At 58.6% G+C, this 24467-nt stretch carries 15 protein-coding genes and 1 pseudogene; 5 read left to right on the top strand and 11 right to left on the bottom strand.

Annotation, left to right across the window (positions count from 1 at the left end; all coding sequences use genetic code 11):
- Positions 1-65: 65 nt before the first annotated feature.
- Positions 66-713: a peptide-methionine (S)-S-oxide reductase MsrA gene (msrA, locus tag J2Y56_RS24230; RefSeq protein ID WP_310338797.1), complete on the top strand. Its 648-nt coding sequence runs from the start codon at positions 66-68 to the stop codon at positions 711-713.
- Between the two features lie 87 nt (positions 714-800).
- Here msrA and J2Y56_RS24225 read toward each other — a convergent pair whose 3' ends face one another.
- The 7 genes from J2Y56_RS24225 to putP all read right to left on the bottom strand — a co-directional run bounded on the left by J2Y56_RS24225 (position 801) and on the right by putP (position 12428).
- Positions 801-1637, bottom strand: a complete 837-nt coding sequence (locus J2Y56_RS24225; RefSeq protein ID WP_310353143.1) for a 23S rRNA (adenine(2030)-N(6))-methyltransferase RlmJ — start codon at positions 1635-1637, stop codon at positions 801-803.
- A gap of 246 nt (positions 1638-1883) precedes the next feature.
- Complete coding sequence (locus J2Y56_RS24220) at positions 1884-2207, bottom strand: hypothetical protein (RefSeq protein WP_310353141.1); 324 nt, start codon at positions 2205-2207, stop codon at positions 1884-1886.
- A gap of 586 nt (positions 2208-2793) precedes the next feature.
- Complete coding sequence (locus tag J2Y56_RS24215; protein WP_007947025.1) at positions 2794-3168, bottom strand: hypothetical protein; 375 nt, start codon at positions 3166-3168, stop codon at positions 2794-2796.
- The gene (locus tag J2Y56_RS24210; RefSeq protein ID WP_310353137.1) at positions 3161-7834 is read right to left on the bottom strand and encodes an RHS repeat-associated core domain-containing protein; all 4674 of its coding nucleotides are present in this window, start codon (positions 7832-7834) and stop codon (positions 3161-3163) included. Before J2Y56_RS24210 ends, J2Y56_RS24215 begins: the two co-directional genes overlap by 8 nt.
- Positions 7834-8571 (bottom strand): DUF4123 domain-containing protein, encoded by a 738-nt coding sequence (locus J2Y56_RS24205; RefSeq protein WP_310353136.1) that lies wholly within the window; start codon positions 8569-8571, stop codon positions 7834-7836. The genes J2Y56_RS24210 and J2Y56_RS24205 overlap by 1 nt, the downstream gene beginning before the upstream one ends.
- Entirely contained in the window at positions 8561-10579 is a 2019-nt protein-coding gene (locus tag J2Y56_RS24200) for a type VI secretion system tip protein VgrG (protein ID WP_310353133.1), read from the bottom strand. The genes J2Y56_RS24205 and J2Y56_RS24200 overlap by 11 nt, the downstream gene beginning before the upstream one ends.
- A gap of 364 nt (positions 10580-10943) precedes the next feature.
- Positions 10944-12428, bottom strand: coding sequence for a sodium/proline symporter PutP (gene putP, locus J2Y56_RS24195; protein ID WP_310338822.1), 1485 nt, complete (start codon positions 12426-12428; stop codon positions 10944-10946).
- Between the two features lie 462 nt (positions 12429-12890).
- Here putP and putA point away from each other — a divergent pair, with 462 nt between their 5' ends.
- On the top strand, positions 12891-16841 hold the full coding sequence (putA, locus tag J2Y56_RS24190; protein ID WP_310353129.1) for a trifunctional transcriptional regulator/proline dehydrogenase/L-glutamate gamma-semialdehyde dehydrogenase: 3951 nt from the start codon (positions 12891-12893) through the stop codon (positions 16839-16841).
- A 165-nt stretch (positions 16842-17006) separates the two neighbouring features.
- Positions 17007-18809: an acyl-CoA dehydrogenase gene (locus J2Y56_RS24185; protein WP_310353127.1), complete on the top strand. Its 1803-nt coding sequence runs from the start codon at positions 17007-17009 to the stop codon at positions 18807-18809.
- A 125-nt stretch (positions 18810-18934) separates the two neighbouring features.
- On the opposite strand, the gene J2Y56_RS28560 is transcribed toward J2Y56_RS24185, so the two are convergent.
- Together J2Y56_RS28560 and J2Y56_RS28555 are read right to left on the bottom strand one after the other, a co-directional pair.
- Positions 18935-19666: a methyl-accepting chemotaxis protein gene (locus tag J2Y56_RS28560; protein WP_405046884.1), complete on the bottom strand. Its 732-nt coding sequence runs from the start codon at positions 19664-19666 to the stop codon at positions 18935-18937.
- A 132-nt stretch (positions 19667-19798) separates the two neighbouring features.
- Positions 19799-20842: pseudogene (locus J2Y56_RS28555) on the bottom strand (cache domain-containing protein); the annotation flags it as partial.
- A gap of 338 nt (positions 20843-21180) precedes the next feature.
- Here J2Y56_RS28555 and J2Y56_RS24175 point away from each other — a divergent pair.
- Complete coding sequence (locus J2Y56_RS24175; RefSeq protein ID WP_007947122.1) at positions 21181-21525, top strand: hypothetical protein; 345 nt, start codon at positions 21181-21183, stop codon at positions 21523-21525.
- 49 nt (positions 21526-21574) lie between these two features.
- On the opposite strand, the gene J2Y56_RS24170 is transcribed toward J2Y56_RS24175, so the two are convergent.
- Entirely contained in the window at positions 21575-21880 is a 306-nt protein-coding gene (locus J2Y56_RS24170; RefSeq protein ID WP_310353123.1) for a cell division protein ZapA, read from the bottom strand.
- Positions 21877-22107, bottom strand: a complete 231-nt coding sequence (locus J2Y56_RS24165) for a hypothetical protein (RefSeq protein WP_007947124.1) — start codon at positions 22105-22107, stop codon at positions 21877-21879. Before J2Y56_RS24165 ends, J2Y56_RS24170 begins: the two co-directional genes overlap by 4 nt.
- Before the next feature lie 481 nt (positions 22108-22588).
- Here J2Y56_RS24165 and J2Y56_RS24160 point away from each other — a divergent pair, with 481 nt between their 5' ends.
- On the top strand, positions 22589-24331 hold the full coding sequence (locus tag J2Y56_RS24160; RefSeq protein WP_007947125.1) for a potassium/proton antiporter: 1743 nt from the start codon (positions 22589-22591) through the stop codon (positions 24329-24331).
- Positions 24332-24467: the final 136 nt, after the last annotated feature.

The raw sequence follows: 24467 nt of genomic DNA, 5'->3' as shown, positions 1-24467 counted from the left end.
GGCCTGACACTCGGGCAAACTGGCGGTCTGATTACTACATCCCAACCTGACTGAGAGGACTGATCATGGTCTTGCGCTCGGAAATCCTGGTGAACAAAAACGTGCTTCCAACCAAAGAACAAGCTCTGCCTGGCCGCGAAACGCCAATGTCCCTGCCGGAAAAACACTTCGTCCACGACGCGCCACTGCTGGGTCCATTCATCACCGACGTGGATTTTGCGATTTTCGGCCTGGGCTGCTTCTGGGGAGCGGAACGTCGCTTCTGGCAGCGTGAAGGCGTGGTCAGTACCGTGGTGGGTTACGCCGGCGGTTTCACACCGAACCCGACCTATGAAGAAGTCTGCTCAGGCCTGACCGGCCACAGCGAAGTCGTGCTGGTGGTCTACGAGCCGGCAAAAGTCAGCTATGACGAGCTGCTGAAGATGTTCTGGGAACTGCACAACCCGACGCAGGGCATGCGCCAGGGCAACGACATCGGCACCCAGTACCGCTCGGTGATCTATGCTACCAACCCGGCGCAATTGGACGCCGCACTCAAGAGCAAAACAGTATTTCAGGCTGAATTGACCAAGGCCGGCAAAGGCGAAATCACCACTGAAATCGACGAAGCGCCGACGGTCTACTTCGCCGAGGCCTATCACCAGCAATACCTGGCCAAAAACCCTGAAGGGTATTGCGGGATTGGCGGTACGGGCGTGACCTGTCCGATCTAGCGATAGCTACAAGCTACAAGCGGCAAGCGGCAAGACTGGACGCTCGCCGCTTTAAACTTGCAGCTTGCCGCTTGAAACTTGCCGCTGCTACTCAGCAATCAACCAATCCATCTGCCACCCACCTTGGGTCTGTCCCAATTTCTTGGACAACCACGGCAGCAACTCACGCAACTCCTCTTCCAGCCCCCACGGCGGATTAGCAATCGCCAACCCGGACCCGTTCAGACTGTTCGGCGTATCCAGCGGATGCACCAGCAACTCCACGCGCAACAACTTCGGTGCGCCGGAGCCCGCCAGATCCTGATAAAAGCGACGCAACATGCGCTGGTCCTTCACCGGGTACCAGATCGCCGCCACGGTTTGGCGCATCCGGCCAACCGCTTCTTTCAGCGACGCCGCACAGCGCTGCATCTCATCGAGCTGTTCAAATGGCGGATCAATCAACATCACCGCCCGCTTCTCCTGCACCGGCAACATCGCACGCGGCACATGCCAGCCTTCGCCCAAATGCACCTTGACCCGACGGTCGCCGGCCATGTTGTCCTTGAGAAGCAAGCCGTCTTCGGGGTGCTTCTCGTTGAGCATCACCCGATCCTGCGGCCGCGTCAGACGCCGCGCCAGCTCCGGCGACCCCGGGTAATAACGCAACTGGCCATCCGGGTTCATGTCGTGCAGCACCTTCATGTAATCGGCGGTCAGTTCCGGCAGATCCGGCTGATCCCACAGACGCGCAATACCTTCCAGGTACTCACCGGTGCGATTGGCCTGATCGCCCTGAAGGTCATAGAGGCCAATGCCGGCGTGAGTGTCGAGATAGGCAAACGGCTGCTCCTTGCGCGACATCAGGGCGATGAGGCGGGTCAAAGTCAGGTGTTTGAACACATCGGCGTGATTGCCGGCATGGAAGGCGTGACGATAATTCATGATTGCTCCTGCGAAGGCCGGGAAGTTTACCTTGTACCGAGGCGAACGTCAGGGCCTCGCAGCCGAGCGGACAATTCGAATGGGCCCGCCCCTACACGATGATCGTTCCCACGCTCCGCGTGGGAATGCCTCAAGGGACGCTCCGCGTTCCAGCCACACCGCCGGTGTCGAGCCGGGCACCGATTTGACGCAGAGCGTCACGGGCTGCATTCCCACGCGGAGCGTGGGAACGATCATTCGGCGGCGTTAATCCGAAGCCCGAGCCCGCAACCGTCGCCCAATCACATCCAGCACATCACACCCATCGCGCAACGGTATGGCACAGAGCATGGCAAAGTCGCTGAGGATGAAGGATTCGCACTCAACCGAACCGCGCATCGACATGTTCTCCAGCACCTGAGTGACGGCGCGAATTCGATAGTTGGCGGCGTCATACAACACATCGAGCGGCGCGTGGGTATCAACGAATAGCGTGGGCATGTCAGTGCAGTTGCTGGTGAGGGCCATGAAGCGGTTGCTGGGGTGAGGGATTGGTTTTTCGTAGGGTGGATCTGGCGTTAGCGTCGTCATTTGTAAATTCCATGAGTATGAAAATGAGCTGCCAAACGCCCCCTCCTACAGGTTTGGGTGGCAGCCATGCGCAGGAGTAGGAGTACCGAGCACTCATGAACCTCGGTCACGCCGAAGCGTGTCCCGCGCACAGCCGCCGCGAACGATCATATGGACACGAGTTAAGTGCCGCAATCAAACGACAGAGCTGTTGCATCATGAGAGAGGGCTCCTACACCCTGCCACCACTTGCGCGGTGACAGCCCAAGACTATCCCTGCAACCCATCGCCCACCAGTTCATGGAAGCCGTCACAACTTGAAGGAAACTTCCGATGAGTCTGCCCGAAAACTTCGTAGTAGTTACGTGAACTTTAAACAATACTTAAACATCCCATAGTGTTGGCAATTGGCATTGAGAGAAAAAATGGGACCAGAAAAAAGAAAAAAAGTGGACAGGAAAAAAGAGAAAAAAGGGGACGGATTTATTTATTACTCCGTAGCAACTCCTTCGAAGCTTGCAGCAAAAATAAACCCATCCTCTTTATTGGCCTGCCAGCCAATTGAGAATGTATCCATCCCTCGCCGCTCAAAAATCCGGCACCAAACTCAAAAAGCCACATCAATACGAATCACATTTATTTTAATAAATTTTTGGTTAAAAAACGGGTAATCGTAATGAATATCTTGAGCATCGAAATCAATAAAGGATCTTAATACGGCACCATCTAAATAGCCCGCTAACACACATGAAAAACTGTCATCCTCCATTTCAACTCCGACATATTCATCCTGACTTACTTCCATGTCGATGCTATCAGGAAAAACCAATTCAAACTCAACCTCGTAAGTTTTACCGATTTCAATTTTAAATGGGCAGAAGTTAATAAAGCATTGCACCGCTACGCCATTGACAAGCAAAACAACCGCCTCTTCGACGACCTCGTCAATCTCCATGACAAGCGCACTATACTTCTTAGTCATTTACTGGCCTCAACTCGTTATCCTTTGCATTACCGTTTAACATTTTCCAGAAATCTTTTCCACTTTTTACATGCAGGGTTGTGATATCACCGTTATTATTAGTACCGACAAATGCAAACTTTGTATCACCATTCCTCTGGGAATTGCCCAGCAGTTGCAAATAGGCGACTCTAACTTCTCCTTCATACGGATATTTCACTTTTATGCCTTGATTCACTACATCACGAGAAATTTGTAGGTATTCCTCTTTGCTCTGAGCGTCGAACTCTTTTTTACCGTGTTTTTTATAATGGAGGTCAAGCTTTTCATCATTCCTAAAATTTTTAGGACGCGACTTCGCGATTGGAGTTTTTACCTCACCGCCATCAACAACCGTCTCACTAACATTATCCGGCGCCCCACACCCAGGCTTATTCGGCGGCGGGCAATTCCCGCTCAACCCCAACGGATCAACCCACCCCGTCGGATTCGGCGTGTATTGATACGGGTTCAGCCCCCCCGCCAACTTGATCGGGTCCGGCGTCAGGTATCGGCCAACGTCCGGATCATAGTACCGATGCCGGTTGTAGTGCAGGCCGCTCTCGGCGTCGAAGTACTGCCCTTGAAAGCGCAATGGCTGCTCAAGCTGCTCGCCGCCACCGAACGCCGAATGCGTGACTTTGCCGTAGGCGTTGTACTTCGCCGACCAGACAATTTCGCCACCAAAATCGGTCAGTTCCTGCGGTGTGCCGAGGTGGTCGAGTTGGTAGTAGAACGGGCAGGCCTTGCGCGGGCCTTTGCCGTCGAGCATGGCCAGCGGGCGGAAGCTGCCGGGTTCGTAGACGTAGCTGCGGTAGTGTTCGCGGCTGCTTTCGGCGACGAGGTTGTCGCCTTGCCAGAAGAATTCGGTGGTGTGGCCGTCGACGGTTTTGGCGATGCGGCGGCCGAAGGCGTCGTAGCGGTAGCTGGCGGTGCGACGGTCCGGGGTGGTGACGCCGATCAAGCGGTGTTGGCAGTCGTAGCGGTATTCCGTGACGAGTTTTTGCCCGGTGCCGCGGCGTTCGCGGATCAGGTTGCCGAAGGCGTCGTAGTCGTAGTGGCGGTCGCCTTGCATCAGCAGGCGATTGCCCGCGACTTTCGCGGCGCCAGGGCGGTCCTGCATCAGCAGGTTGCCGGTGGGGTCGTGGGCGAAGGATTCCGGTGGGTCGTCGCGGCTGTGGCGCACGCGGGTCAGGCGGTTGAGCGGGTCGTAGGTGTAGTTGCGCTGGCCGTGGCGGGTGTCGGCGATATGGTCGAGATTGCCGTTGGCGCTGTAGGCATAGTCGCGGCGATACAGCGGTTGTTGCTGCTGGCTGACGGCGTGGGCTTGCAGACGGCCCTGATCGTCGTAGGCAAAGTCGCTGAGTAACTGGCCTTGCTGCCGTTGTTGTTCGCGACCGAAGGCAAATTGGTGGCCGGTGAGTCGCGCGCCGTTGAGGTTGATGGCGGTGAGTGCGCCGCCCTTGGCGTGGTGGTAATCGAGTTTGCTGCCGTCCGGTAGACGCAGGCGCTTGAGTTGGCCGCAGGCGTCGTAGCCATAACGCAGCGTGCCCCAGCCCTGATGTTCAGTGATCAGGCGGTCTTGTTGGTCGTATTCGAATTCCAGCGGATGGTCGTGGCCGTCGTCGACGCCGATCAGCCGGCCGAGGCTGTCGTAGCGGTATTCGACCTTGAGGCCGTCGGGCAGGGTTTTCACCAACAACCGGCCGGCCGAATCCCGCTCGTAAGCGGTGATCAGCTGCGAACCGTCAGCGCCAAACTCGGTTTTCTCCAGCAGCTGACCATTGAGGTCGTAGGCGTACGCCGTGCGTTGGCCGTCGAAGCCGGTTTCCTCTCGGATCAATCCGCCGGCGGTGTAGTCCAGCCGATATTGCTCGCCGGATTCGTTTTCGATTTCCGTGAGCAACAGCTGCGCGTTGTCGTAGCGGTACTTCAGCTGGGTACCGTCGGCATTGAGCCGGCGGCTGACCAAGTGCAGATCGTCGAGGTATTCGTAGCGCGTGATGCGGCCGAGTTCATCGCGTTCGGCAGTGATTTTTCCGTAGGCGTTGTAGCTGTAGGCGCGGCTGGCGCCGGTAGGAAGAATCGTCTGGATCAGTCGGCCGACGGCGTCCCATTGCGACTGCGTGACCGCGCCATGTTCGTCCTGACGAGTAAGCTGCCGCCCCAGGGCATCGTAGGAAAAGCGCCGAACACCAGCGTCCGGCAGCGTTTCCTCGACCAGTTGCCCCAATGCGTTCCAGACGAATACATGCCGACTGGTATCCGGGTAGCGGATCGACAGCAGCTGGCCTTTTTCGTCGTAGTAATAATGGGTGACCTGGCCGTCGGGATCGGTCGCTTCGGTAATGTCACCCTGGGCATTGCGCAGATACGTCCACACCGCTTTGCCGCGATAACGGGCGTGCAGGAAACCGTTGCGGTACTCGTAGGCCGTCGGCTCGTCTTCTGGCGGAATCAGCGCCACCAGGCGTCCGACTTCGTCGTAACGGTATTCGGTGACGGCGCCGAGCGGATCCTGTTCGGCCACCAGCCGACCGTCTTCGTCGTACGCCTTGAGCTGTTCGCCGCCGTCCAGTTCGACCTTGCGCACCAGCCGCGCCCGCTGGTCGTGGACGTAAACCTCTTCGCTGCCGTCGACGTTGTGCACGGTGACGCTGCCGGCGTCATCCCACACGTAGCGCGCATCCATCTGCGCGAACGAGGCCCAGTGGCGAATGCAGCGTGCCGCTTTGCCGGACTTTTCCCACGCCCAGAAGAAACTCGCCCCTCCGGCCAGTTGCCGCTGGAGGATGACGTGTTGGTCGTCGTAGTCGTAGCGTTCGCTTTCACCGGCGGCGTTGCTGGCTTCGATCAGTTGTGCGCGTTCGTCGTAGGTGTAACTGACCAGGGTTTGCTCGGTTTTCCAGCACTCCTCAAGGGTTTGCGCGGGGATAAACACCTGGTAGTCGACGGCGACTAAATGGTTGCGTTCATAACGCAAGCGCAAGGCGCGGCCGGCGCCGTTGTCGAGGCGCTGGATGCGCTCCTGGCGGTCGCGGGAGATGCGCAGGCGGTTGTCGTACGCGTCGCTGATGGTCGTGAGTCGACCGTGGTGAAAGTGATAAAACCGCGTGTCGTCGCCGGCCTGGGCGAGGATCAGTTCTTCGGGATCATTGCCCAGATAAATCGCCGCGCGCGACAGGCTGTTGTGGATCGCCGGGCGCTCAGCGGACGGCAACGGGAACGTGGTGCGACGGTTTTCGTGGTCGATCCAGATGACGCTGTCGCCGTCGATGTCCAGCCGATGGGAGAGCGAATGGCTCCAGCCGAATCCGAGGCCGCTGTCGATGTCGGCGGCGCTGGTGCGATAGAGCCGGGTGAAGTCGAACGGCAGGACACCGTCCAGCGCACCGTCGGTGAGAGTCAGCAGTTCTTCGCCGGTGACCATCGACACCGGGCATTTGTTGGTGGCGGTTTTATTGGCGGAATCGGCGGAGTCGCCGTTGGGATTTTTCGCCTGATCCGGGGCGTTGTCGTGGTGTTCGTTTTGCTTGAGCGCGGTGTTGCGTTTGGCATCCCAGCGTAGTTGCATGCGGCCCTTGTTTAGTCCCGCAGCAACGCCGCGTGCGGCGACCGTTTTGTAGTGGTCTACATACTCCATAAAGTTGTTGATGATCGTGACCATCGACTTCACGAAGCCCATCACGGCCTGAAAAATCTGCGCGCTGTACTTGGCCAGTCGCACCGTCAGCCAGGCAATACCGACGCCGACCACGCTCAACACCAAGCCAATCAACAAGTCGATGACCAGGCCAACCACGACTTTGGAAATGGCCTCGGCCGACGTCCCGGCCAATTGCGATGGCGGCAGTGCTTCGAGCCATAACATGGCGGTGCGCATCAGCAAACACAGCGCCGCTTCGTCGCTGGCCAGCAACATGGCTTTTGCCATCATGTCTGGAGCGCTGACTGCGAGCCTTGCCAGTTCTCCTGCGCTATCACCCAGTTTCTCGGCAAATGCATCAGGGTTTTTCAGAATGTCGGTGAGTTCACCGATACCATCCCAAACAGCCTCAACTGCCGCCCAACCTCCTGCGAGCATTCCATTGCCCACGGCGGCCAACGATGCCGACGCCGATTGCTGCGACCACTGCGGTTTAAATCCCTCCCACTCCTTACGCAGCCAGCTCTCAAGCTCCTTGGTCAGGCCATCGTAGGACGAGAAAAGATCATCAATTTGAGCCGGCGTCACTTCGCTCTGAACATGAACGCGATAGAACTTGCCAGGTGTACCTAAGAACTGCCCTTTACCGTTTTCATCAAGCTTGACCGGTGTGCTCTCGCCGCCATCAACAGCAATCACATCAACCGAAATATTCCCCAACGGAATGTCATAAACCGATTCGAACTTGCTCTCGATCTCCAGAATTCCACTTGCCGGACACTGCGCAACACCCGAGAAAAAATCATCATCGCCACTGCTCACTGCAGTCGAGGTGTTCCCAAGTTTTATCAGCCGCTCCATGCTCATCAACGAAGGCAAATCCATCGCCCGGCTGACCCTGTCCGTATTCCGCCCCAAGAAGCTGCCAAGTTGCTGGCGATACAAAACCAGCGTGTCTTTAAACCCGTCGAGCTCCTGCTCGATCCGTACGATCTGATCCATCAGTCCAGCTCCGTCATCAGGTAATCCACCAAAGCTGATTTCGGTGCTTGAGGCAGGTCCGGCGTCTGCAAGAAAAGCGCGACTTTGTGCCGCAATACGCTCGGCGAAAACGCTTCATAAAGATCAGGTCGGTCCTCGCTCAACCACATCAGCAAGTTGTTGATGCGAGTCGTCGCGGACTCGCCAGCGAGGTGTTCAATCAGCGGTGCGGTTACTTCCCACCACGGGAAAACCCTGGAAGTCTTCAGCGCACTGCCACCGATATCGAGCGGCTGACCATTGATCAAACAACGGTCGATCACAGGCATTAACTGCGTGGCATTAACTTCGCCGGACTGAAGGATCGGGAGCAAATAACGCCCATCCCAGAAGCGGAAAAACACCGCATGACCGTTGGGCAAAAGAACTTGGGTAAGGCTGCGCAGATGCTCGACCAGCACTTCTTGAGACGCAGAAGAAACCGCCAACCAACCCCAATCGCGAGACTCGGTGGCAGCGACCCACTCCAGAAACTCACTGCCTGCCGAGACGACTCCGACATAGGGCATCACCGGTTCCCACTCGGCGTAGGCGGTATCGGCCCAGATCGGGGACGGCGCGTGAACGGCTATCGAACGCTGCCAGGCTTTGAACGGCTCAGCCGTGCTGGCATTACTGAAAATTGCAAAGAGTTGTTCCGATGACTTCAGCGGCTGCCGGTCCAGCCAGTCGCGAGGCGTCAAAAGATCAGGCTGCACAGACACCGTCCTTGCACCGCTCGCATTCCTCACAAAATGGCGCGTCGCTTTTCAGGCTCATGATTTGTGCGGCGCTCAACAACGCTGCCGGCGCAGCGGCGAGTTTCAAAGGCGCATTCGGCGACACAGGCGCAGCCGCCATCGCCGGCACCAACGCCCCACCCACCTGAATCGGCACGCTACTGAAAATCCCCCCTGGCCCGATGTTGATCCACTGCCCACCCGCCTGAATCGTCGCGCTGGCGCCGCCATCGATCACCACTTGCTGGCCGGCGCTGACATGGAACTGCTGACTGGCGTTGAGCGCCTGGCTGGTCACGCGGATGTGCCGATCACCCATCACCACCAAGTGATCGTCGAGCTTCACTTCGGCCTGGCGCTGGCCGTGGGTGATGCGCTGCTCGTCGGCCTTCAACTCATGGCGAGCGGTGCCGGTGACGACGATGCTGCGCTGGTTATCGACCTGAACTTGTTGATCATTCAACACATGCTGGGTCCAGTTTCGCTGGGCGCGCAGGTAGATTTCCTCGGCGCCTTTGCGATCCTCGATGCGCAGTTCGTTGTAGCCACCACCTCCCGGGCTGCTCTGGCTGCGGAAAATGCTGCGGGTCTTGTCGGCGGGCAGGTCCAGCGGAACGGGCGTCGCCGCGTTCGGAAGGCAACCCATCACCAGCGGCTTATCGGCATCGGCATCGATGAACCCGACCAGCACTTCCATGCCGACTCGCGGGATCAGCACGCTGCCATAACGGTCATGCGCCCAACCCGTGGCCACGCGCAGCCAGCAACTGGAGTGTTCGTTGAGTTGTCCGTCGCGGTCCCAGGCGAGCTGAACCTTGACCCGACCGAACTCGTCACAATGGATTTCGCTGTCAGTCGGCCCGGTTACCACGGCGGGTTGATAGCCAAGCATGCGCGGCTTTTGCGGCCCCAGTGGCGGACGAAACGAAACGTCCCACGGCGTCGCCAGAAACGTATTGCGATAGCCCTGGAAATCATCCGGGTCATCGCTGGTGGCCGACTCTTCCAGCACTTGCGGTTGGCGGCCGCGATGTTCGATTTCAGTGATCAGCCACAAGTCATTCCACGCCTGACGGGAATGCTCGGCGAGATGGAGGAAATGCCCGCTGACCAGCGCACAGTCATCACCACGACCTTCGGACTGGCGGAAATCGGCGTTGTGGCGTTCGAGTGCGCGTTGAGCCAGTTGCTTACCGTGTTCGCGATCGGTGAATTGGCCGGGAAAGTGGTAGTCCTCCAGCACCGGGCGCTGCTCGCTGTCGAGACGGGTTTCGAGTTGCAGGCGAGGTTTTTTAAAGTCGTAATCGCGACGGGCGACTGCGGTAGTGCGGGTTTCCAAACGCACATTGAAGCGTTTGATGGCCGGCGCATCCGCCGCCATTCCGCTGCCGGGCAGGTATAACGTCGGCTCGGGCAGGCGAGGGAAAACGGTTTGGTCATCGCCGAACACCAGCAGATGCCCGTCGGGGCTGTGCTGGAAGTGGTAGTGAATGCCGATCTCGGCACACAGCCGCTGGATGAACGCCAGATCGCTTTCGGCGTACTGCACGCAGTACTCACGAGCTGTGTAGTCACTGCCGAGTTGAAACTCGAACGCATCGCGCTGGATGCCATGGTCCTTGAGGACCTGCGCGATGATCGTCGGCACGCTTTTGTGCTGGAAGATCCGCTGATTAATGCGCTGGCCGAGGTAAGCCAGTCGCGGTACAAGGCTGATCTGATAGCCCGTCAGGCGTTTCCCGGAGTCGCTTTGGCCGACGCGAAAAATCTGACCATGAATACCGGCGCCTTGTGCATCGAAACTCAGAAACGCCTGACGGTGCAGCAGGCTTTCGAGCTCGATGTCTGGCCGATCGCTGACCAATTCCAGGTCAAAACGGTAGGGTTGGCTGATGGCTTCCGTGCCCGTGAACTCAAGGACTTTGAGCTCATTCTGGACGCCGTCGAGGGTCAACGTGAAACGCGGTTGATTGGCAGGCGCGAACATCCGATGTGTCTCTGCAGAATGAAGGCGGGCGATTCTGCATGAGCGACAAGGGGTGTTGAGGAAGGGACAAGGAAATCAGATTTGCCCTGCTTTTTTTAGAGATTTTTCCTTCAAGAATAAGTGTGTTCAGCTACAGACATATCCCTCAAAACCACCACCTTCCCCTGTAGGAGTGAGCCTGCTCGCGATGGCGTCGGGTCAGTCGACATTAATGTTGAATGATCGAACGCTATCGCGAGCAGGCTCGCTCCCACAGGGAATCCACAGTGTTTTGAGTTTTGCATAGGCACAAAAAAACGGCCCGTCTCCAAAGGAAGCGGGCCGTTTTCATGTGCTGGGAAAGGTCAGAGCCGAAGCTCCCCCATCACTTGTTCAGGCGGAAGTCTGCCTCGGCCGCAGCAAAACGCTGAAGCATGCCGTGAGTCGGCGCGCCCAGTTTGCTGACGATGTAGATGGCCAGGCTGGCGAAGATGAAGCCAGGGATGATTTCGTACAGGCCCAGCAGTTCGAAGTGTTTCCAGACGATCACGGTGATCGCGCCGACCAGGATACCGGCCAGTGCGCCGTTGCGGGTCATGTCTTTCCAGATCACGGAGATCAGAACGACTGGACCGAACGCAGCACCGAAACCGGCCCAGGCGTAGCTGACCAGACCCAGTACACGGTTTTCCGGGTTAGCGGCCATCGTGATGGCGATCAGGGCAACCAGTAGCACCATGGCGCGGCCAACCCAGACCAGTTCCAGCTGGGAAGCGGATTTACGCAGGAAGGTTTTGTAGAAGTCTTCGGTCAGGGCGCTGGAGCACACCAGCAACTGGCAGCTCAGGGTGCTCATCACGGCAGCCAGAATGGCCGACAGCAAGATACCGGCGATCCATGGGTTGAAGAGGATTTTCGCCAGTTCGATGAACACGCGTTCGTGGTTTTCGGTCACAGGACCTGCCACGTCTGGGTGCGCATTGAAGTAAGCGATGCCAAAGAAGCCGACTGCCACGGTGCCGCCCAGGCACAGGATCATCCAGGTCATGGAGATGCGACGGGCATTGGCGATCGACTTGACCGAATCCGCCGCCATGAAACGCGCGAGGATGTGCGGCTGGCCGAAGTAACCCAGGCCCCAGCCCATCAGCGAGATGATGCCGATGAAGGTGGTGTTTTTCAGCATGTCGAAGTTGCTTGGGTTTTGCGCTTCGATGGCCAGGAAGGTGGTGTCGACGCCACCGGTTGCCAGCAGCACGATGATCGGCGTCAGCAACAGGGCGAAGATCATCAGCGTGGCTTGTACGGTATCGGTCCAGCTCACGGCCAGGAAACCGCCAACGAAGGTGTAGGCAATCGTCGCCGCAGCACCGGCCCACAGCGCTGTCTCGTAGGACATGCCGAAGGTGCTTTCGAACAGACGGGCGCCGGCCACGATGCCGGATGCGCAGTAAATGGTGAAGAACACCAGAATCACCACCGCAGAAATGATCCGCAGCAGGCCGCTTTTGTCTTCGAAACGGCTGGAGAAGTAATCCGGCAGGGTCAGGGCATCACCGTTGTGCTCGGTCTGCACGCGCAGACGGCCAGCGACGAACAGCCAGTTCAGGTAAGCACCGATGATCAGGCCAATGGCGATCCAGCTTTCGGACAGACCGGACATGTAGATGGCGCCCGGCAGGCCCATCAACAACCAGCCGCTCATGTCGGAAGCGCCAGCGGACAAGGCCGTCACGACGCTGCCCAGGCTGCGACCGCCTAGAATGTAGTCAGAAAGGTTGTTGGTGGAGCGATAGGCCATGAAGCCGATCAGCACCATTGCTGCGATGTAGATCACAAACGTGATCAGGGTTGGATTGCTTGCGCTCATTAAGTGATGCCCTGGCTTTGTTTTTATGTAGCGGCAGCGTGTGAACCGCCGACAAACGACAATGTTTGTTCAGACGATTTCGAAGCCTGCGCATTTAATGACTGATGTTTCCCCAGGAAAGCCATCAGCCGGCGCACCGATTTTCTATCCGGTTGCACCTTGGGGCGCGAATCCTATTCAACAACGCAAATGAGGTGCAACCCATTTCTTGAGAATAAGTTGCACCCAACCTGATTTTTTCAATAAACCGATGTTTTTGCTTCCTTTTAGGGCAGCCATTGCGATTTGCTAGAAGCAAAAGCACCAAGCCGAAGCGGTACATTCGTACCGGAATTTAATTCCTGATGAGCCGCTGATAATTCCGACAAAAAAAGGGTTGCACCCGGTTGCACCTCAACGGTTGCACGGCTAATCTTGCCGCCAGCTGATGCCACGCGGTCGTGGCAAACATGAGGATAAAAAATGGCTACCACCACTCTTGGGGTCAAACTTGACGACCCGACCCGCGAACGCCTCAAGGCTGCCGCGACCTCGATTGATCGCACGCCGCACTGGCTGATCAAGCAGGCAATTTTCAATTACCTGGAAAAACTCGAGGGTGGTGCAACCCTGACCGAGCTGAGCGGTTTGACCAAGGATTCCGACGACACCGTCGATGCGCCTCTGGATCACGCCCACCAGTGCTTCCTCGAATTCGCCGAAAGCATCCTGCCGCAATCCGTGCTGCGTGCTTCGATCACCGCCGCTTACCGTCGCCCTGAGCCGGAAGTGGTGCCAATGCTGATCGAACAGGCTCGCCTGCCGGTCGCCATGGCCGAAGCCACCAATAAGCTCGCCGCCTCGATTGCCGAAAAACTGCGCAATCAGAAAAGCGCCGGTGGCCGTGCCGGCATTGTTCAGGGCCTGCTGCAGGAATTTTCCCTGTCGTCCCAGGAAGGCGTTGCACTGATGTGCCTGGCCGAAGCGCTGCTGCGTATCCCGGACAAAGGCACCCGCGACGCGCTGATCCGCGACAAAATCAGCACCGGCAACTGGCACCCGCACTTGGGCAACAGCCCGTCGCTGTTCGTCAACGCAGCCACTTGGGGCTTGCTGCTGACCGGCAAACTGGTCGCCACGCATAACGAAGCAGGTTTGACTTCGTCCCTGAGCCGCATCATTGGCAAGAGCGGCGAGCCGATGATCCGCAAGGGCGTCGACATGGCCATGCGCCTGATGGGCGAGCAGTTCGTCACCGGCGAAACCATCGCCGAAGCATTGGCCAATGCGAGCAAGTTCGAAGCCAAGGGCTTCCGCTACTCCTACGACATGCTCGGTGAAGCGGCACTGACCGAGCACGATGCCCAGAAATATCTGGCCTCGTACGAACAAGCCATTCACTCGATCGGCAAAGCGTCCCACGGTCGTGGGATTTATGAAGGCCCGGGCATTTCCATCAAGCTGTCGGCACTGCACCCGCGTTATAGCCGCGCGCAGTACGAGCGTGTGATGGACGAGCTGTACCCGCGCCTGTTGTCGCTGACCTTGCTGGCCAAACAATACGACATCGGCCTGAACATCGACGCCGAAGAAGCCGACCGCCTCGAGCTGTCGCTGGATCTGCTGGAGCGCCTGTGCTTCGAGCCGCAACTGACCGGCTGGAACGGCATCGGTTTCGTGATCCAGGCGTACCAGAAGCGTTGCCCGTACGTGATTGACTACGTGATTGACCTGGCTCGCCGCAGCCGTCATCGCCTGATGATCCGCCTGGTGAAAGGCGCGTACTGGGACAGCGAAATCAAGCGCGCCCAGGTCGAAGGTCTGGAAGGCTACCCGGTCTACACCCGCAAGGTGTACACCGACGTTTCTTACATCGCTTGCGCTCGCAAACTGCTGTCGGTGCCGGAAGTCATCTACCCGCAATTCGCCACGCACAACGCCCACACCCTGTCGGCCATTTACCACATCGCCGGTCAGAACTATTACCCGGGTCAGTACGAGTTCCAGTGCCTGCACGGCATGGGTGAACCGCTGTACGAACAGGTTGTAGGCAAAGTTTCCGAAGGCAAGCTGAACCGTCCGTGCCGCGTGTACGCACCAGTCGGTACTCACGAAACGCTGCTGGCGTACCTGGTACGTCGCCTGCTGGAAAACGGCGCGAACACCTCGTTCGTCAACCGCATCGCCGACCAATCCATTTCGATCCAGGAGCTGGTGGCCGATCCAGTGGCCAGCATCGAGCAAATGGCGACGCTGGAAGGCGGCTTCGGCCTGCCGCACCCGCGTATCCCGCTGCCGCGTGACCTGTATGGTGCCGAGCGCGCCAACTCCAGCGGCATCGACATGGCCAACGAACATCGTCTGGCTTCGCTGTCCTGCGCTTTGCTGGCCACTGCTCACAACCACTGGAAAGCCGCGCCGATGCTCGGTTGCGTCTCCAGTACTGAAACCCCGGCGCCGGTGCTGAACCCGTCCGATTTGCGTGACGTGGTGGGCCATGTGCAGGAAGCGACCGTCGATGACGTTGATAACGCCATCCAGTGCGCCTTGAACGCCGCGCCGATCTGGCAGGCCACCCCGCCTGCCGAACGTGCCGCGATTCTGGAACGCGCCGCCGATTTGATGGAAGGCGAGATCCAGCCGCTGATGGGCCTGTTGGCTCGCGAGGCCGGCAAGACCTTCGCCAACGCCATCGCCGAAGTGCGTGAGGCCGTGGACTTCCTGCGTTATTACGCGGTGCAGGCACGCAACGATTTCACCAACGACGCCCACCGCCCATTGGGTCCGGTCGTCTGCATCAGCCCGTGGAACTTCCCGCTGGCGATCTTCAGTGGTCAAGTCGCGGCGGCACTGGCTGCCGGTAACCCGGTATTGGCCAAACCTGCGGAACAAACCCCGCTGGTCGCAGCTCAAGCCGTGCGTTTGCTGCTCGAAGCCGGGATTCCGGAAGGCGTGCTGCAACTGCTGCCGGGCCGTGGCGAAACCGTCGGTGCGGGACTTGTGGGTGACGATCGAGTTAAAGGCGTGATGTTCACCGGTTCCACCGAAGTCGCTCGCCTGCTGCAACGCAACATCGCCGGCCGCCTGGATGCCCAGGGCCGCCCGATCCCGCTGATCGCCGAAACCGGTGGCCAGAACGCGATGATCGTCGACTCTTCGGCATTGACCGAACAAGTGGTGATCGACGTCGTGTCGTCGGCCTTCGACAGCGCCGGTCAACGTTGCTCGGCACTGCGCGTCTTGTGCTTGCAGGAAGATTCCGCTGACCGTGTCATCGAAATGCTCAAGGGTGCCATGGCTGAATGCCGCCTCGGCAACCCTGAGCGTCTGTCCGTGGACATCGGCCCGGTGATCGACGCCGAAGCCAAGGCTGGCATCGAGAAGCACATCCAGGGCATGCGCGACAAAGGTCGCAACGTGTACCAGGTGGCCATCGCCAACAGCGAAGAAGTCAAACGTGGCACCTTCGTGATGCCGACCCTGATCGAACTGGAAAGCTTCGACGAACTGCAACGGGAGATTTTCGGTCCGGTGCTGCACGTGGTTCGTTACAAGCGCAAAGACATCGATCAACTGATCGGTCAGATCAACGCTTCCGGCTATGGCCTGACGCTGGGCGTGCACACGCGCATCGACGAAACCATCGCCAAGGTGATCGACAACGTCAATGCCGGTAACGTCTACGTGAACCGCAACATCGTTGGCGCTGTGGTGGGTGTGCAGCCGTTCGGTGGTGAAGGTCTGTCGGGTACCGGTCCAAAGGCGGGTGGTCCGCTGTACCTGTACCGCCTGCTGTCGACGCGTCCTACCGATGCCATCGAACAATCCTTCGCTCGCGGAGACGCCGTCGTAGCCCCGGACGTTCGTCTGCGTGACGCCATGAGCAAGCCGCTGACCGCCCTGAAAGCCTGGGCTGACAGCCACAAGTTTGCCGACCTGAGCACCCTGTGCGTGCAGTTCGCGGTGCAATCGCAAAGCGGGATCACCCGTGTTCTGGCAGGCCCGACCGGCGAGCGCAACAGCTACGCCATCCTGCCGCGTGAGCACGTGCTGAGCCTGGCGGAAGTAGAAGGCGATCTGTTGACTCAACTGGCAGCGGTGTTGGCGGTTGGCGGTTCGGCAGTGTGGCCGGAATCTGACCTGACCAAGGCGTTGTTCGCACGTCTGCCGAAGGAAGCTCAGGCACGCATCAAGTTGGTGTCCGACTGGCACAAGGACGACGTGGTGTTTGATGCGGTTCTGCATCATGGCCATTCGGACCAGTTGCGTGCGGTCTGCCAGCAAGTGGCCAAGCGTGCGGGCGCCATTGTCGGTGTTCATGGTTTGTCGCAAGGCGAGACCAACATTGCGCTGGAGCGTCTGGTGATCGAGCGCGCGTTGAGCGTTAACACCGCTGCTGCTGGAGGTAATGCCAGTCTGATGACCATAGGTTAAGCAGCAGCGGCAAGTTATAAGCTGCAAGCTGTAAGTAGAAGCAAACCGCTCTTACTTGCAGCTTGAAGCTTGTAGCTTGTGCCGCCCCATCACCCCCATCTATCTTCCTTCCCCATTTTTATAAGTCTTCCTAGACTGCGGCATACTTTTAAAAGGTAGTCCGCCATGTCCGAGACGTTGCTCAGTTCCCGCAATCTGGCTTTCGAGCTGTATGAAGTCCTCGATGCCGAGGGCCTGACCCAGCGTGAGCGTTTCGCCGAGCACAATCGTGAGACCTTCGATGCTGCCATCGGCACCGCCCGCAACATCGCCGAGAAGTTCTTCGCCCCGCACAACCGCAAGGGTGACGAGAACGAGCCGCGCTATGAAGACGGTAAGGCGATTCTGATTCCGGAAGTGAAACCAGCGGTGGATGCGTTCCTCGAAGCCGGTTTCCTCAATGCTGCGCGCAGTTTCGACGCGGGCGGCATGCAGCTTCCTACCTTGCTGTCCCAGGCCTGCTTCGCGCATTTTCAATCGGCTAACGCGGCGTCGACTTCTTACCCGTTCTTGACCATGGGTGCGGCGAACCTGATTGAAAGCTTCGGTACCGAGGAGCAGAAACAGCGTTTCCTGCAACCGATGATCGACGGCCGCTTCTTCGGCACCATGGCCCTGACCGAGCCACATGCCGGCTCGTCGCTGTCGGACATTCGTACCCGCGCCGAACCTGCGTCTGACGGCACTTATCGCCTCAAGGGCAACAAGATCTTCATCTCCGGCGGCGATCACCCGCTCTCGGAAAACATCGTGCACATGGTGTTGGCCAAGCTGCCGGACGCACCGGCCGGGGTGAAGGGTATTTCGCTGTTCATCGTGCCCAAGTACCTGGTCAACGATGACGGCAGTCTGGGCAAGCGCAACGATGTGTTGCTGGCCGGGTTGTTCCACAAGATGGGTTGGCGCGGCACCACGTCCACTGCGCTGAATTTCGGCGATAACGGCGAGTGTGTGGGGTATCTGGTGGGCAAGCCGCATCACGGTTTGAGCTACATGTTCCAGATGATGAACGAGGCGCGGATTGGCGTCGGCATGGGCGCGGTGATGCTCGGTTACGCCGGCTATTTGTATTCGCTGGAATACGCCCGCGAGCGGCCGCAGGGTCGCGTGCCGGACAGCAAAGACCCGAACACCGCGCCAGTGGCGATCATTCAGCACGCTGACGTAAAACGCATGTTGCTGACCCAGAAAGCCTACGTCGAAGGTTCGTTCGACCTCGGGTTATATGCTGCGCGACTGTTTGATGACACCACCACACTTGAGACCGAAGCCGAGCGCAAACAGGCCCATGAATTGCTGGATTTGCTGACGCCTATCGTCAAATCCTGGCCGTCGGAGTTTTGCCTGAAGGCCAACGAACTGGCGATCCAGATTCTCGGCGGACACGGTTATACCCGCGAATACCCGGTGGAGCAGTACTACCGCGACAACCGTCTGAATCCGATTCATGAAGGTACGCACGGCATTCAGTCGCTGGACTTGCTGGGACGCAAGCTCGCTCAGAATGGTGGTGCGGGGCTCAAGCAATTGATTCGGCTGATCGCCGACACAGGCGCGCGGGCGCATGCGTATGAGTCCTTGACCGCGCTGCGTGAACCGCTGGAAAAACTGGTGGCACGTTTGCAAACAGTGACCATCGGCCTGCTGATCGACCTGGGGCAAGGCAAGGTCAACAGCAGCCTGGCGAACTCGGCGCTGTACCTGAAAGTATTCGGGCACACGGTGATTGGCTGGCGCTGGCTGGAGCAGGCGATTCGCGCCGAGGAAGGATTGGCCAAGGGTAATGCGGCGGATGTGAGCTTCTATAAAGGCAAGCTGCAGGCGGCGCGGTATTTCCTGACGTGGGAAGTGCCGGGTTGCCACCATGAACTGGCGATTCTTGAGGCGCGGGATGATGTGTGTTTGACGATGCAGGATGAATGGTTCTGACAACCTTTCACTGATCGTTCCCACGCTCCGCGTGGGAATGCCTCCTGTGACGCTCTGCGTCACGATCGCAAAGGGACGCGGAGCGTCCCGGGCTGCATTCCCACGCGGAGCGTGAGAACGATCGGTTAGGTGAGTTTGAAACTGCCCATCTGCCGCGCCAAATCATCCGCCAACCGCTGCAACGTATGACAGTCCTCACGGCAAGCCCTGACTTCCCCCGCCGTCGCCCGCGCCAGATCAGAAATCCCCTGCACGTTCCGGTTAATCTCTTCCGTCACCGCCGACTGCTCTTCCGTCGCCGCCGCCACCTGATGGTTCATGTCGCTGATGCGCTCCACCTGGCCGGTAATCGCCGTCAACGACACCCCAGTGCGCTGGCTCGACTCAACACCCGTGCCGGTCGCGGCTTGCCCGGAATGCATCGACGACACCGCGTTCTCCGCGCCTTGCTTGAGGCTGCCGATCATCTGCTGAATCTCGTCCGTCGACGACTGTGTCCGCCGCGCCAATGTCCGCACTTCATCCGCCACCACCGCAAACCCACGCCCCATGTCCCCGGCCCGCGCAGCTTCAATGGCGGCATTGAGGGCCAACAAATTGGTCTGCTCGGAGATCCCGCGAATCACGGCCAGCACTTGATCAATCGACGCCACCTGATTGGCCAGCTCACCCACGGCACCCGCTGCGATGCCGATTTCGTCGGACATGCATTCAATATGCCGGATCGAGCCGCCCACCACTTCGCGAGCCTGCATCGCCTCATCGCGAGCATTCTGCGACGCGATCGCCGCGTTGCCAGCGTTCTGGGCGATTTCCTGCACGGTCAGGCCCATCTCATGAACAGCGGTGGCCACCATGTCAGTCATTTCCTGCTGACGGCCAGAACGTTCCGCGGTGTTGTCCACCACCTTTGCCACTTGGCCAACAGCGGTGCGCAGTCGTTCGCTGGTGGTCAGCACTTCGCCGATCATTTCGCGCTGGCTGTCCAGAAACCGATTGAAGCCGCGCGCCAGATCGCCCAGTTCATCGGCGCGACTGGAATCCAACCGATGGGTCAAATCGCCACCACCGCTACCGATGGCTACCAACGCAGCTGTTACCTGACGGATCGGACGCACTAAACCACGGGCCAGCAATACCACCAGCAACAGGCACACCAGCGCTACCGCCAGGCCGATGCCGCTGCTCATCCACATCGCGCGACGCGCTTCGGCGTAGATCTGCGACTGTGGCACTTCGGCCACCAGCGTCCAGCCCAAGTCCCGAAGCGGCAGGCTCAACGCGAGGAAGTCTTCGCCATCGCGCACGAAGCTGCTGTTGGTGGCAGACGCTGTGGAGGTAGAGAGTTGACCCATGACGGCCTGCGCTGCCGGCGCGCCAATCTGCTCGGCGAGGGTGCGTTTGCCACTGAATTGCGCTTCGGGATGCACCTGGATCAAACCGTCGGAACGCACGAGATAGACCTTGCCGCGCGCTCCGAAGCTGAAGTTGTGGATCAGCTCCGACAACTCTTTCATGCTCAACCCGAGGCCGGCAACGCCCACGACTTTACCCGCGTGCTCAACCTTGAGGTCGATGAACAGCGCCAATTCTCCGGTCGTGGTGTCATTGTCGATATTGAGGGTGCGCGGCTGATTGCTGTCGAGGAATGAGTAGAACCAGGCGTCTTTGGGGTTGGAACGGCTGAGGGTCCGTTCCAGGCCTTTTTCGGTCAAATAGTGATTAGAAGCCGTGCCGATAATCAGCGCGGTAAAGGCTTTGTGTTCAGCGCGAATGCCTTCCAGGTACCGTACGAACGTCGCCGTCCGGGCATCGTCTTCACCCCCGGCCAACCAGTCGCGCACCATGCTATTGCTGGCGATGTCCTTGGCGGCGGTGAGGGGTTGAACGAGGATTCGCTCGATGTCGTTGCGCATCGCTTCGATGCTCGACGGCAGGGCTTGTTCGACCAGATAGCTCTGGGCGAGACGGTTAACCACGAGGGTATAAATGCCCACCACGATCAGAATACTGACCAGCAGGGCGGTGCCCATGCTCAGGATTAACTGCCATTGAATACTGCGTCGCCAAAACTGCATGGAACACCCCCAAAGAATAAGAGGCTGAAACACTGCAACTGGCGTGCCGATTGTATACAGCCTAAAAAACTCCTTGCCACAACGCGGAAAATTATTGCGTCCAATTATTTAAGCAAAAGCGCAAGCAGCAGCGACAGCTGCCATATTTCAGTGGGTTAAACGCCTTACTCCGAGCGGGGAAAACAAGCGCGCACCTGTCAACTATGACAGGTTACAAAATAGCTATCTGCGACTAATTTAGGTCTCCGGGACTCACAACGTGCACGTCTTCCTTGTAATCAATGAGAGAAGTCATGAACAAAGACAACGATATTTCCCTGCCAAAACGAGCGTGGAACGAAGATAGTTTGATCAAATACGCCAGGGTCGGCGGCACGGTAATGGAGGGCTCGACAAATCCCACTGTGACTAAAAAAGAATTTGTCGTAACAGACGACGGTCGTTACTTCGTCCAAATTGTTTTGAGTTCAGCCATCGTCAAAAGAGCATCACAACCGGTCGGTGTTGAGGAGTTTCTACTTCTGCTCGATGTGGGTGACTACCTCATATCAAATGGGCGCACATCTATGGCAGGAGGATTTCGCTATGACAAACAACCTGATGGAAGCTGGGACACAATTGTCGCCTGGCGCAGTTAATACATCAGGCGATAGCGCCCCTGGCCAAGGGGCACTTTAATATGCGGTGTCAGCCTTGCTGACCGATCGTCTTGGAGATCACTTCAACCGTGGCGCTGACTTGCTCTTGGTAACGGTCGAGTTCCTGCTTGTGCTGCTTTTGCATTTCAATCTGCTGCGAGCACAGATTCATTGCAGCCAGTACCAACAGGCGGTCACCGATCAGTGTCGGGTACTTTCTTTTGGTGTCGGCCAAAGCAGCCTTCAACATCATCGCGGCGTCCAGCAGGGTTTGCTCTTCCCCGGCCGGCGCCTTGATCGAATAGTCCTCCCCCAGGATCGAGACGACTTTTACCCCTGCGGCGCCTTGATTCATGCGCTGACCGGGCCGGCGCTGACGCGCTCAACCAGGGCCTGGATGCGTGCGGCGGTGGCGCCTTGTTTCTCTTCCTGTTCCATCAGGCTCAATTGCAGGCTTTCGTTTTCATCTTTGGCCTGAGCCAGTTCTGCACTCAGGGTCTGGTTGCTGCCCAGCAGTGCCTGGTTCTGTTGCACCAGGTCATTTACCAGCTGTTCCAATTGGCTTAGGGATGCTTCCAACATTTTGATTTTCCGAGCATTTTCAAAGGGCGCGTACGATAAAGAAAAGTCACCACGCACGCCAGGGTTATTCAGGTCCAAGGCCTTGATTTTCCTGGCGGGTGACCTTTCCAGCGAGCAGTAAAGACTGTGATTGGCGGATGGGGTTCCTGCACTTCGTCGCCGGGGGCCTTTGTGCGACAAAAACGCGCAAGACATGAACAACATGGTTGGGGGGGGTAGCCACTGTCAGCCATGCGCCCGCTGACAATGATCGTTCCAACGCTCTGCGTGGGAATGCAGCCGGGGACGCTTCGCGTCCCTAAGCGGACTCAGAGCGTCCATTGAGGCATTCCCACGCGGAGCGTGGGAACGATCACCACCCTTCGCCTCCTGCGCTGCACAAACCTTTTTGACAGCATCACATTTCAACAGGTTAGAATCGCTGGCACGCAGACTGCATGGTCAGTTTGTGCCCGCCTTTTTGTTTTCTGGAGTAATGCCTTTGAATGCAATCACCATCAACAGCCTGTTTCTGATCGGCGCGTTGCTGGTAGGTGCGAGCATTCTGGTGAGTTCTCTTTCGTCCCGCCTCGGCATCCCGATTCTGGTGATTATCCTGGCCGTGGGCATGGCCGCCGGTGTCGACGGCGCCGGCATTATTTTCGATAACTACCCCACGGCATATCTGGTCGGTAACCTCGCGTTGGCAGTGATCCTGCTCGACGGTGGTTTGCGCACCAGGGTCGCGAGTTTCCGTGTTGCGCTTTGGCCTGCACTGTCGCTGGCCACGGTCGGGGTGTTAATAACGACCGCATTGACCGGCATGGTGGCCGCGTGGTTGTTCAACCTGAGCATCATTCAGGGCTTGTTGATCGGCGCGATTGTCGGCTCGACCGACGCCGCAGCGGTGTTCTCGCTGCTGGGTGGCAAAGGCCTGAACGAACGGGTCACCGCCACCCTCGAAATCGAATCCGGCAGCAACGACCCGATGGCGGTGTTTCTCACCGTGACGCTGATCGACATGCTCGCCAGCGGCGAGACGGGCCTGCACTGGAGCCTGCTCGTGCACTTCGTGCGTGAGTTCGGTATCGGCGCGGTCGTCGGTCTTGCCGGTGGCTGGGTCATGCTGCAACTGGTCAACCGCATCAATCTGGCCAACGGTCTCTATCCGATTCTGGTGATTGCCGGCGGCCTGGTGGTGTTTGCCCTGACCAACGCCCTGCACGGCAGCGGCTTCCTCGCGGTGTATCTGTGCGGCCTGGTCATCGGCAACCGCCCGGTGCGCAGTCGGCACAGTATGTTGCACATGCTCGACGGCATGGCCTGGCTGGCGCAGATCGGGATGTTCCTGGTGCTGGGCCTGCTGGTCACACCGCATGACCTGCTGCCGATTGCCCTGCCCGCGCTGGGTCTGGCGCTGTGGATGATTCTGTGTGCACGGCCGCTGTCAGTGGTGATCGGTTTGCTGCCGTTCAAGGCGTTCCATGGCCGCGAAAAGGCGTTCATTTCCTGGGTCGGCCTGCGTGGCGCGGTCCCGATCATTTTGGCGGTGTTCCCGCTGATGGCCGGCCTGCCCAACGCCCAACTCTATTTCAACCTTGCGTTCTTTATCGTGCTGGTGTCGCTGCTGGTGCAGGGCACAAGTCTGCCGTGGGTTGCCAAACTGCTGAAAGTGACGGTGCCACCCGACCCCGCGCCGATCTCGCGTTCCGCCCTGGAAGTGCATGTCACCAGCGAATGGGAGATGTTCGTCTATCGCCTCGGCGCCGAGAAATGGTGCATCGGCTCGCCCCTCCGGGAGCTGAAAATGCCCGAAGGCACGCGCATCGCTGCCCTGTTTCGTGGCCAGCAATTGCTCCATCCGTCGGGTAGTACGGTGCTCGAAGTCGATGATTTACTGTGTGTTATTGGCCATGAACACAACCTGCCGGCCCTCGGAAAACTCTTCAGCAAGGCACCGCAACGGGGTCTGGATTTGCGCTTCTTCGGCGACTTCGTGCTCGAAGGAGACGCCCAGCTGGGCGCGGTTGCGTCGCTGTATGGGTTGAAAGTCGAAGGCATCGATCCGGACATGTCGCTCGGTCATTTCATCGCCCAGAAAGTCGGGGGTGCGCCCGTGGTCGGTGACCAGGTGGAGTGGAACAACACCATTTGGACCGTCGCGGTCATGGAGGGGAACAAGATCGGCAAAGTGGGCGTCAGATTCCCCGAAGGAAGTCGCCCGGGTCCGGGCTTGTTCCTCTAAACTGGGGGGGGGGGGGGGGGGGGGTTGGGGGGGGGGGGGGGGGGGGGACAAAACCCCCCCCACAAAACTCTGTTTTTGTTGTGGTGTTTATGTGAACACCCACCGAAAAATATATAATGTGCTGGTGGTGTGGCCG

The sequence above is a fragment of the Pseudomonas sp. BE134 genome, assembly GCF_031456105.1.
Lineage (GTDB): Bacteria > Pseudomonadota > Gammaproteobacteria > Pseudomonadales > Pseudomonadaceae > Aquipseudomonas.
The sequence above is the reverse complement of the archived record's forward strand: the minus strand, read 5'-3'. Positions and strand labels throughout refer to the sequence as shown.